At 69.7% G+C, this 10,939-nt stretch carries 7 protein-coding genes; 1 reads left to right on the top strand and 6 read right to left on the bottom strand.

The features are described 5' to 3' along the window. The first annotated feature begins 225 nt into the window (after positions 1 to 225). The gene (locus tag A5481_RS14110) at positions 226 to 2,922 is read left to right on the top strand and encodes an excinuclease ABC subunit UvrA (RefSeq protein WP_064504001.1); all 2,697 of its coding nucleotides are present in this window, start codon (positions 226 to 228) and stop codon (positions 2,920 to 2,922) included. Positions 2,923 to 3,205: 283 nt separating this feature from the next. On the opposite strand, the gene A5481_RS14105 is transcribed toward A5481_RS14110, so the two are convergent. The 6 genes from A5481_RS14105 to A5481_RS14080 all read right to left on the bottom strand — a co-directional run bounded on the left by A5481_RS14105 (position 3,206) and on the right by A5481_RS14080 (position 10,827). Next, the gene (locus A5481_RS14105; protein WP_048437295.1) at positions 3,206 to 4,450 is read right to left on the bottom strand and encodes an ABC transporter substrate-binding protein; all 1,245 of its coding nucleotides are present in this window, start codon (positions 4,448 to 4,450) and stop codon (positions 3,206 to 3,208) included. 139 nt (positions 4,451 to 4,589) lie between these two features. Then, positions 4,590 to 5,504 (bottom strand): LysR substrate-binding domain-containing protein, encoded by a 915-nt coding sequence (locus tag A5481_RS14100; RefSeq protein ID WP_245239218.1) that lies wholly within the window; start codon positions 5,502 to 5,504, stop codon positions 4,590 to 4,592. Between the two features lie 112 nt (positions 5,505 to 5,616). Further along, on the bottom strand, positions 5,617 to 6,267 hold the full coding sequence (locus tag A5481_RS14095; RefSeq protein WP_048437297.1) for a DarT1-associated NADAR antitoxin family protein: 651 nt from the start codon (positions 6,265 to 6,267) through the stop codon (positions 5,617 to 5,619). Further along, on the bottom strand, positions 6,260 to 6,793 hold the full coding sequence (locus tag A5481_RS32440; protein WP_167350104.1) for a DarT ssDNA thymidine ADP-ribosyltransferase family protein: 534 nt from the start codon (positions 6,791 to 6,793) through the stop codon (positions 6,260 to 6,262). The genes A5481_RS14095 and A5481_RS32440 overlap by 8 nt, the downstream gene beginning before the upstream one ends. Before the next feature lie 339 nt (positions 6,794 to 7,132). Next, a complete protein-coding gene (locus A5481_RS14085) occupies positions 7,133 to 8,743 on the bottom strand; it encodes a hydantoinase B/oxoprolinase family protein (RefSeq protein WP_048437299.1) in 1,611 nt (536 codons plus the stop codon). Beyond that, a complete protein-coding gene (locus A5481_RS14080; RefSeq protein WP_048437300.1) occupies positions 8,740 to 10,827 on the bottom strand; it encodes a hydantoinase/oxoprolinase family protein in 2,088 nt (695 codons plus the stop codon). Before A5481_RS14080 ends, A5481_RS14085 begins: the two co-directional genes overlap by 4 nt. Positions 10,828 to 10,939 lie beyond the last annotated feature (112 nt).

The raw sequence follows: 10,939 nt of genomic DNA, 5'->3' as shown, positions 1-10,939 counted from the left end.
GTGTCACCCTCACCCCCGACCCCTCTCCCACACGGGAGAGGGGAGGCGCGCCATTCCTTTCCCCGGACAGCCCTGCGCAGAGGGGGGAGGGTTGATGCGCGGCGGCTGTCGCTCCCGCACCGCGCAACCTTCTGTGCCGTGTACCGTACGGAGACGGCACCGCCGGCAGGCGCGACCTCCCCGCTCCCTACCGGCCGGGCCCCACCTCCCGCGAGAAAGCAGCCCATGGACCAGGCGAAGCCCACGAACATCACCAGGACCGGCACCAGGATCGCCCGGGCGGGGGCGGGAGCCGGGCGGGCGGGCTTCGTCACGGTCCGGGGCGCGCGGGAGCACAACCTGCGCGACGTGGACGTCGAGATGCCCCGCGACGCCCTCGTGGTGTTCACCGGCGTCTCCGGCTCGGGAAAATCCTCGCTCGCCTTCGGCACCCTCTACGCCGAGGCGCAGCGCCGCTACTTCGAATCGGTCGCTCCCTACGCGCGGCGGATGATCGACCAGGTCGGCGTGCCGGACGTCGATGCCATCGAGGGCCTGCCCCCGGCGGTCGCGCTCCAGCAGCAGCGCGGCACCCCGAGCGCGCGCTCCTCGGTCGGCAGCGTCACCACGCTGTCGAGCCTGGTGCGGATGATGTACTCGCGCGCCGGCTCCTACCCGCCGGGCCAGCCGATGCTGTTCGCCGAGGATTTCTCGCCCAACACGCCGCAGGGCGCCTGCCCGTCCTGCGGCGGCCTCGGCCGGGTCTACAGCGCCACCGAGGCCTCGATGGTGCCCGACCCGTCGCTGACGATCCGCGAGCGGGCCGTCGCGGCCTGGCCGCAGGCCTGGGGCGGGCAGAACCTGCGCGACATCCTGGTGAGCCGCGGCGTCGACGTCGACACGCCCTGGCGGGACCTGCCGCGGGCGCTGCGGGACTGGATCCTGTTCACCGACGAGCAGCCCCAGGAGCCGGTCTATGCCGGGCTGACCCCGGAGCAGACCAGGATCGCCCGCCGGCGCCGCCTCGAGCCGAGCTACACAGGCACCTTCACCAGCGCCCGCCGCCACGTGATGCACGCCTTCACGAACTCGCAGAGCGCCCTGATGCGGCGGCGCGCCGCGAGCTACCTCGTGAGCGAGGATTGCCCGGCCTGCCACGGCAAGCGCCTGAAGCCGGAGGCGCTCTCCGTCACCTTCGCCGGCCTCGATATCGGCGAGATGTCGCGGATGCCGCTCTCCGACCTCGCCGAGGCCCTGGCGCCGGCGGCCGAGGACGGGCTCGGCGACGACGGGTCAACCGACACCCTCGACCGCGAGGCCGGCCGGCGCGACCGGGCGGCGCGGGTCGCCGCCGGCGGCTCGGCCCATGCGGGTGCGCCCGACATGCGGGCGACGCCGAACCTCTCGATCGAGAAGCGCCTCGCCGCGCAGCGGCTCGCCGCCGACCTCGTCGACCGGATCGGGACGCTCACCGATCTCGGCCTCGGCTACCTCTCGCTCGACCGCGTCACCACCACCCTGTCCTCGGGCGAATTGCAGCGCCTGAGGCTCGCCACCCAGCTGCGCTCGCAGCTCTTCGGCGTGGTCTACGTCCTCGACGAGCCGACGGCGGGCCTCCATCCCGCCGACGGCGACGCCATGCACGACGCGCTCGCCGGATTGCTGGAGGCGGGCAACTCGCTGTTCGTCGTCGAGCACGACATCGGGACGATGCGCCGGGCCGACTGGCTCGTCGATGTCGGCCCCGCCGCCGGCGAGCACGGCGGCACGATCCTCTACAGCGGGCCGCCGGAGGGCCTGCGGGAGGTCGAGGCATCGCGCACCCGCCTGCACCTGTTCGGCCTCGCCGCGCCGCCGGCCGCGAAGCGGCGCGAGCCGGCCGGGTGGCTGCGCCTGGAGGATGTCAGCCGCAACAGCCTGCGCGGGGTGTCGGCCGCCTTCCCGCTCGGCTGCCTCACCGCCGTGACCGGGATCTCGGGCTCCGGCAAGTCGAGCCTGGTCAGCCAGGCGCTCCTCGACCTCGTCGGCGCGCATCTCGGCCGGCCGGGCGAGACCGACGACGAGCCCGAGGACCCGCTCGACGAGGCGCCCCGCCCGACGCAAGGCCGCATCGCCGGCGGCATGGAGACGATCCGGCGCCTGGTGAAGGTCGACCAGAAGCCGATCGGGCGCACGCCGCGCTCGAATCTCGCGACCTATACCGGCCTGTTCGACGCCGTCCGCAAGCTGTTCGCCGCGACCCCGGAGGCGCGACGGCGCCGCTACGATGCGGGGCGCTTCTCGTTCAACGTCGCCAAGGGCCGCTGCCCGGTCTGCGAGGGCGAGGGCTTCGTCAGCGTCGAGCTCCTGTTCATGCCGAGCGTCTACGCCCCCTGCCCGACCTGCCACGGCGCCCGCTACGCGCCGGAGACGCTGGAGGTGACCTGGAACGGCATGAGCATCGCCGACGTGCTCGGGCTCACGGTCGAGCGCGCCTGCGCGGCCTTCGCCGACGAGCCCTCCGTCCTGCGGCCGCTCGCTCTCCTGCGCGATCTCGGCCTCGGCTACCTGCGGCTGGGCCAGCCGGCGACCGAGCTCTCCGGCGGCGAGGCCCAGCGGATCAAGCTCGCGACCGAGCTGCAGCGGGGCCAGCGCGGCGGCACGCTCTACGTCCTCGACGAGCCGACGACGGGGCTGCACCCGACCGACGTCGACCGGCTGATGCTCCAGCTCGACGGGCTGGTCGACGCCGGCAACACCGTCGTGATGGTCGAGCACGACATGCGCGTGGTGGCGGGCGCCGACCACGTCATCGACATGGGCCCGGGCGCCGGCAATCTGGGCGGCCACGTCGTCGCCGCCGGCCGGCCGGAGGTCGTCGCGGCCGCCGCCGACAGCCGCACGGCACCGTACCTGCGCGAGGAGCTGGCGGTGGGTGGGGAGGCGGAAAAGGCGTCGGGCTGACGTTTCCTCGCAAGCCTCCCCCTTTCCCGGACGACTGTAGCGTCAGCGAAAGGAGATCCGGGATCCAGCACAATAAGTGCCGCGAAGCGGCTCTATATTTGCAACTCTGCAAGACGCAAGGACGCCTCGCGGCTTTTTCTGCTGGATCCCGGATCTCCTTCCACTTCGCTTCAGTCGTCCGGGAAAGAGCAAGGCTCATCGGAGAGCTTCAGCCCGCGCGCTCGTGTATCGTGTCGCAACGCGATCGGGCGTCGGGCCAGAGGCCGGGCATCCGCCCGCCTCCTCACCCGTTCATTGGCCATTTCGGCGCCGCCGCCGCGAAGGCCTCCGGGAACACCGTGACGAACGTGCCGCCCCGGTACTGGATCAGGACCGGATCGCACAGGACGTTCTGGCCGTCCGGGCCGAAGGCGATGCCGCGCCAGGGCATGATGGTCTGCTCGGCCGGGGTCTTGGTGGCGGCGAGCGCCTCGCGGATCTTCGCGCCGTCGAGGGAGCGGGCCCGGTCGATCCCGTCGGCCAGCACCAGCATCGCCTCGACGAGGCGCGAGGTGTTGTCGTTGAGGTCGCGGCCGGCCCGGGCCTTGTACATCTCGTTCACGACTCCGATCGACGGGCGCTTCTTGGCGAGGTCGAGGGCGAAGGAGGCGCGGCTGATCAACCCGTCGAGCTTGTCGCCGACGCTCTCGAAGGTCGCCTTCTCGGCGAAGCCCGCGGCCTGGGCGATCATGTTGCGCGGCTTGTAGCCGAGCTCCGCCATGGTCTTCACCAGCAGGATCGAATCCGTGGTGTAGCTCGACGGCAGCACCACGTCGGCGTCGGCGCTCTTGAGCTGCTGCACCTCGGCCGTGAGCGAGGGCGAGTTCGAGCGGTACTTCACGTCGGCCGCGACCTTGTAGCCGCGCTCGGCCGCGAGCTTGCGCTGCACGGTCGAGGAATCGACGCCGAAGATCGTGTCCTCGTAGAACAACGCCACCGTGTCGACCTTGGCGCCCTTCTTCCGCTCGGCGTCGAGCAGGTCGAAGATCGCGGCCGAGAACATCTCGTCGTGGGCGGCCGGGCGGAAGAAATACTTGAGGTTGCGCCGGTGCAGGCTCGGCGACGAGCTGTCGGCGGCGACGAAGGGCACGCCGTAGCGCTCGCAGGTCACGCTGACGGTGGCGGCGACCGAGGAATGGTAGGTGCCGACGATGCCCGCCACCTTGTTCTGGGTGATCAGCCGCTCGGCCTCCGAGCGGCCCTTCTGCGGGTCGGCCTGGTGGTCGGCCATCACGAGGCGGATCTTCGCCCCGCCGAGCCCGGCGAGCCCCGCGGCGCGGGCGCCCGGCAGGTCGAGGTCGTGGACGCCGTTGACGATCTCGATCGCCGTCTCGAGGGCGTGGCGTCCGTCGACCCCGACCTGGGCGTTCGCCCCCGACATCGGGTAGACGGCACCGATCAGCACCTCCTCGGCCGCGCGGGCCGGACGGGCTCCCGCCACGGCCGCGAGGGCGGCGGCGCCACCGAGCAGGACGTCTCTGCGATGCATCATCGGGTCCTCTGAACGACCGGGAAGCGAGCCTGTCCCTGCAAGGAGAGTGCCGCAGACGCGAGCGCGGCCGAACCAAGAAAGGCGCGCGAGGAACAAGCTGTGCTTGCCGATCCGGACCGGTTCACGGTCGGGCGGGTCATCCTTCGTCGAGCCCCGGCCCCCGCGCCCACTCCTCCGCCAGCACCCAGTCGCAGAAGGCCGCGACGCCCTTCAGGCGGCGATGCGAGCGCGGCAGGACGAGGTAGAAGCCCGGGATGTCAGCGGGGTCCATGCCGGCGAGCGCATCGAGGCCGAACGGGGCGACGAGGCGGCCGGCCTGCAGGTCCTCGACCGCGTCGAGCCGGGAGATCAGCCCGATTCCGAGCCCCGAGAGCGCCGCCCGCCGCATGCTCGCCGCGTCGTGGACCTGGATCTCGTTGCGCAGGGCGGCGCCCCCGACGCCGAGATGCGCCAGCACCCGCGGCCAGAGATCGCCCGCCAGGACGAGGTGGACGAGCGGCGCGCGCGGCAGGTCCCCGGGGCCGGCGAGGCGCCCGGCGAGGGCGGGCGAGCAGCACACGATCTTGGGGTCGCGCACCAGCAGCGTCGCCTCGTAGTCCCGCCACTGGCCGAAGCCCCACTGGATCGCCACGTCGACCTCGTCGGCGGCGAAATCGGGCATCTCGACCATCGTCTTGATGCGGATGTCGGCTCCCGGCAGGCGGGCGCGGAAGCGGTCGAGCCGGTCGACGAGGTAGCGGGTGGCGAAGTAGGGGCTGACGTTGAGGTCGATCCGGTCGCGCTGCCCGACGCGGGCGACCCGCCGCACGCCCTCCCGGAACTCGTCGAAGCCGCTCTCGACGAAGTGCGCGAGGAGAACGGCGGCCTCCGTCGGCACGATCGTGCGCCCGCGCCGGTCGAACAACGCCACCGCGAGGGCGTCCTCGAGGAGCCGGATCTGCTGGCTCACCGCCTGGGGGCTGACGAGGAGATCGTCGGCGGCGCCCCGGAAGCTGCCGTGGCGCATCACCGCGTGGAAGACCCGCAGGGCGTTGAGCGGGGGAAGACGCACGCCGTCCGATCTCATCGCCTCGCGTCGCGCGCTCCGGTCACGGTTGGTCCGCCGACCGATCCGGCCAGCCAGCCAGCCAGCCAAGTGATCGATCTGCGAGAATGTCGGACCCTTATACGAATGTCTCCTGCGTCACGTCCAGGAACGCGCCGAAGGATTGCAGCGCATCGTCGAGCCGGTCACGCATCGACAATGCAACGAAGAGCGCGCACGATCTCGCCTGACAGTTAATGGACTTCGCCGGATTGAATTCGATATCCGTAAATCCCGCCATCCGGTCCAACCGCCGCAGCCAATCCCTATGAGCATACAAGGCGTTTATATAGAGCCAATCGTAAAATGCGGTCGGAGGCGAGAGCGGAAATTCCTCTCCTTCGAAGATAAATCCGATCAATCTTCCAGAACCCTTGAGGCGATCGTCTTTCTTGGCTTCGCGGCTTGTCTTTTCGTAGAGATCAATGTACGGTCCGCCACGTTCGAAAACCTTACTGCCCTGGAATGCACATTCGACCGTCGTCTCCCGGCCATTGACTCTTATCTTTTGATGAAAAGCACTTAATTTTACGCCGACTTCCAAATCCGACTTGCTGGAGATTTCGAGCAAGGGAAAATATCCGGACCGCTCTGCGCTGTGATGCAGCTCGGCGACATTCTTCTTCTTTTGGACCGCAGACATGCCAGGGTGCCATTGGAACGGCACGAGGACTGTATCGACCAAGCGCCCCCCAATCTGGCAGGGCAGAAAGACCGGACGTTCAGCCATCGATATTTCTTATGAATTGCAATGGAACGCTATCCGGCACGAGAATTTCGTATTTCTTGGCTTCGATCCGGCGCTTTTTAATTTCAGGATCTTTCCAATCAGTCCCCTGATAAATAACCTCCAGGTCGAGGGTATCGATCTGCGTGGACGGGTCCATCGTCACCATGTCGCTTCTATTGGAAACGCCATTGGTGATCCTCACGCCGGCCTGCTTGATGATCGCCGGATCGATCCGTAGCCAGACCGTGTTCTGGACACGTCCTTCGTTGCGCGCTTTGTACTCCATCGGATGATCGTTCATGAAGCACAGATGGACATAGGCATCCATTCCGAACATCCGATCCGCATCCTTGCTCCAGTCATTACCCCCGGGCGCCGGGGACTGCAACCCTCGTCGGGTCAGTTCCCGCATCGACAAGAGGCCACCATTCCCGCGGATGGACGGGATATTCCTTGGATCGGTAAAATGATAGAAACAGGTGTGATGCCCGCTCTGAGCGACTCTCTTCAGAAAATCGTCAAGCAATATCGCCTCCCCAGCCAGGACCGCGCACCAGCGGTCCGCTGTTGTCCGTTCTTATGGAGGCAACTTCGACTTGACACACAAGAACGTCAAGTTTCAATTTCAATACTTGCTCTAACAATATTATTACAACTATCTAAATATATTTATTGTGCATAATAAAAATATTCTATCGGATCGAATTACGCGAAATAGTGCTTGTGCCGTGAACAAATGCGGCTTGGATATCGCGGTGTCTTTCCACGGATAAAAAATTTCCGCAGGTGTCCCTTTCATGGGCCGGACGTCGGACGCTCCGGGCTCCACACGGTCCGACCTCTCCTGTGCGGCGCTCCGCCGGTCTCAGCCCGTCACGTAGCCCTTGCGCCGGTCGTCCTCCCGCGCCGCCGGATCGCGGTCGGCCGGATCGCCGAAGCCCCCTCCCCCGGGGACCGTCAGGATCAGGCGACGGCCCGCCGGCACGTGCTGCCAGCCCTTGCCCCGCATCCGGGTCCCGTCGTCGAGATGGACGCCGCCCGGCGCGCCGTCCCCGCCGCCGTCGCGGCCCTGGGCCGGGTTGTCGATCCGGTCGAACATCGCCGAGAAGGCGAAGTCGTGCCCGGCCTCGGCGGCGATCTCGATGACCTGGCCGAGGCCGCCGCGCCAGGTGCCGGCGCCGCCGGAATCCGGCCGCAGCTCCTTGCGCCAGATCACCACCGGGCCGGTCTGCTCGGTCGCCTCGATCGGCATCGTGTGCACGCCCGACGGGAAGGCCGTGGCCGAGAGCCCGTCGAGGCCCGGCCGCGCGCCCATGCCGCCGGAATTGAACATCAGGACCTCGGCCCGGCGGCCCTCGGCCCCCGCGACCGGGCGCAGCGACAGGTGGATATTCCAGAGCGAGGCCGCGCCCTCGGCGAGCACCTTCCCGGGCAGCGCCTTGGCGAGCGCACCGAGCACCAGGTCCGGCACGAGGTGGCCGAGCACGTGGCGCAGGCTCACCGGGGCCGGGCGCGGCGCGTTGAGGATGTTCTCCGGCGAGGCGACCGTGAAGACGGCGAGCGAGGCGGCGTTGTTCGGGATGTCGGGCGCCACCACGCATTTCAGCGCGTAGGAGGCGTAGGCCTTGCTGTAGATGATCGGCACGTTGATGCCCCAGCGGCTCACCGGGGCGCTGCCGTCGAAATCGACGTGGACGCTCTCCTCGCCGATCGCGATCCGGACCGCGAGGGGAATCGGCGCGTCGTAGCCGTCGGTCATCAGGGTGTTCGACCACGCGCCCTTCGGCAGCGCGCGGATGCGCTCGGCCATGGCGGCCGCGGTCCGGGTGAAGATGAAGTCGGTGAGCGGGTCGAGGGTGGCGAGCCCGGTCTCGCGCATCATCGCGACGAGGCGGCGATGGCCGACCTCGTTGCAGGCGGCGAGCGAGTAGAAGTCGCCGACGACCTGGTTGGGCTCGCGCACGTTCCGGCGCAGGATCCGCACGAGGTCGTGGTTGACGGTGCCGCGGTCGATGAACCGCATGATCGGGATCTGGATCCCCTCCTCGTAGACCGACTGGCCGTCGGCGCCGAAGCCGCGCCCGCCGACATCGACCACGTGGGCGGTGCAGGCGAAGAACCCGACCAGCACCCCGTCGAGGAAGGACGGCGACACCATGGTGATGTCGTGCAGGTGCCCGGTCCCGAGCCAGGGATCGTTGGTGACGTAGGTGTCGCCCTCCTGCATCTCGGCCGGCGGAATCTCCGCCATGAAGTTCCCGACGGCTTCCGCCATGGTGTTGACGTGGCCGGGCGTGCCGGTGACCGCCTGGGCGAGCATGCGGCCTTCCGGGTCGAACACCCCGGCCGAGAGGTCGCCGGCCTCGCGCACCGAGGTCGAGAAGGCGGTGCGCAGGAGCGTCGTCGCCTGCTCCTCGACGACCGAGATCAGCCGGTTCCACATCACCTGCAGGCGGATGTCGTCGATCGCGCTCATGAGCCGAAGCCTTTCCGGACGAGCAGGAGCGAGCCGTCGCCCTGGAGCACGGCGTCGAACCGGGAGGTCACGACCGTCGAGGTCTCGCGCTCGACGACGATGGCGGGCCCCTCGACCCGGTCGCCGGGCCTCAGCGCGTCCCGGGCGACGATCGCGCTGTCGCGGGTCTCGCCGCTCGCCGGATCGAAGACCGGGCGCCGCGCCGCGGGAGCGGCGCCGAGCCGCCCGGCCGCGTCGAGGGCGTGGCGGGCGGGGGCCTCGCGCACGTCCTGCACCTTCACCGAGACGGTGACGATCTCGATGTCGAGCCCTTCCAGCCCGTCGACCGGCCGGCCGAAGAAGCGGGCGTAATGGGTGCGGAAGAGGTCGCGCAACGATCCGGCGTCGGCGGCGCCGTCGGGCAGCGGCACCGGAATCTCCCAGCCCTGGCCGGCATAGCGCATGAAGGCCGTGACCTCGCGGACGAGCGGCGCCTGCGTCCCGGCGCGCACGAAGCGCTCGGCCGTCCCGCTCAGGGCCGCGATCGTCGCGGCGAGTTCCGCGCCGTCGAGGGCCGAGAGCTGGAACAGGCGCGAGCCCACCGCCTCGTAGCCGAACGGCGCCTTGAGGAAGCCGATCGCCGAGCCGACGCCGGCGCCGGCCGGGATCAGGCAGCGGTCGATCTCGAGCTTCTCGCACAGCCGCGCGGCGTGCAGCGGCGCGGCGCCCCCGAAGGCGATCATCACGCTGCCGGCGAGGTCGCGGCCGTTCTCGACCGCGTGGACGCGGGCGGCATTCGCCATGTTCTCGTCGACCACCTCGACGATGCCGAAGGCGGCCGGGACCGGCGCGAGGCCGAGCCTGTCGCCGACCTCCCCGGTCACCGCCGCCTCGGCCGCGGCGCGCGACAGCCGGATCGCCCCGCCCGCGAAGGCGTCGGGATCGAGCTTGCCGAGCAGCAGGTCGGCATCGGTGATGGTGGGCCGTGCGCCGCCGCGGCCGTAGCAGGCCGGGCCCGGCTCCGAGCCGGCGCTGTCCGGCCCGGTCTGGATCCGGCCCATCGCGTCGACCGAGGCGATCGAGCCGCCGCCGGCCCCGATCTCGATCATCTCGATCACCGGGATCGAGATCGGGATGCCGGAGCCCTTCGCGAAGCGGGTGGTGCGCGCGACCTCGAAGCTGCGCGCGGTGCGCGGCTGGAAATCCTCGATCAGGCAGATCTTCGCGGTGGTGCCGCCCATGTCGTAGGAGACGGTGCCGGCGAGGTCGAACCGGCGCGCGACGTCGGCGGCGAAGATCGCCCCGCCGGCCGGGCCGGATTCGACGAGGCGGACCGGGAACTCGGAGGCGGTCGCGAGGGAGACGAGGCCGCCGCCGGAATGGATCATCACCACCGGGCAGGTCGCCCCGGCCTCCCGCAGGCGGTGCTCGAGCCGGCCGAGGTAATCCGCCATCAGCGGGCGCACGTAGGCGTTGGCGCAGACGGTGGTGAAGCGCTCGTATTCCCGCATCTGCGGCGAGACCTCGGCCGAGATCGAGATCGGCACGCTCAAGGTGCGGGCCAGGATCTCGCGGGCCCGCCGCTCGTGGGCCGGGTTGGCGTAGGCGTGGATGAAGCCGATCGCCACCGCCTCGTAGCCGCCGGCCGCGAGCGTCGCCGCCAGGGCCTCGAGGCCGGCCTCGTCGAGGGGCATCAGCTCGTCGCCCCGCGCCCCGATCCGGCCGCGCACCGGGAACCGGTCCTCGCGCGGCACCAGCGGCGCCGGGAGCCGGATGTCGAGGTCGTACTGCGCGAACCGGTTCTCGGTCCGCATCTCGATCACGTCGCGAAACCCCTCCGTCGTCACGAAGGCGGTGCGGGCGCCGCGCCGCGCGATCAGCGCGTTGGTGGCGAGCGTGGTGCCGTGGATCGCGAGGTCGAGATCGGCCGGCGCGATGCCGGCCTCGCGCGTCAGGAGCGCCAGCCCGTCGAGGATCGCCTGCTCGGGCGCCGCGTAGGTGGTGAGCACCTTGGTCGAGTGCAGGCGGCCCCGCACGTCGAGGACGAGGTCGGTGAAGGTGCCGCCGATATCGGCACCGAGGCGGATCTGCGAGGTCGTCGTCATGCCGGCTCGGACCTTAGACGCCGCACGGGTCGCGACGAACCGAAGAAAACGTCGGCACCGGAAAGCTCTCCTTGTCGATCGGCCATGATTCTAGAGGCTGTTACGGACCGGC

It is taken from the genome of Methylobacterium platani, from assembly GCF_001653715.1.
Taxonomy (GTDB): Bacteria; Pseudomonadota; Alphaproteobacteria; order Rhizobiales; family Beijerinckiaceae; genus Methylobacterium; species Methylobacterium platani.
This window is presented reverse-complemented; position numbering and strand designations above follow the sequence as displayed.

Excerpts from the sequence above, each read along its gene's own strand:
- A5481_RS14080 (WP_048437300.1), bottom strand. The coding sequence starts at position 10,827 with ATGACGACGACCTCGCAGATCCGCCTCGGTGCCGATATCGGCGGCACC.
- A5481_RS14095 (WP_048437297.1), bottom strand. The coding sequence starts at position 6,267 with ATGGCTGAACGTCCGGTCTTTCTGCCCTGCCAGATTGGGGGGCGCTTG.
- A5481_RS14085 (WP_048437299.1), bottom strand. The coding sequence starts at position 8,743 with ATGAGCGCGATCGACGACATCCGCCTGCAGGTGATGTGGAACCGGCTG.
- A5481_RS14110 (WP_064504001.1), top strand. The coding sequence starts at position 226 with ATGGACCAGGCGAAGCCCACGAACATCACCAGGACCGGCACCAGGATC.
- A5481_RS14105 (WP_048437295.1), bottom strand. The coding sequence starts at position 4,450 with ATGCATCGCAGAGACGTCCTGCTCGGTGGCGCCGCCGCCCTCGCGGCC.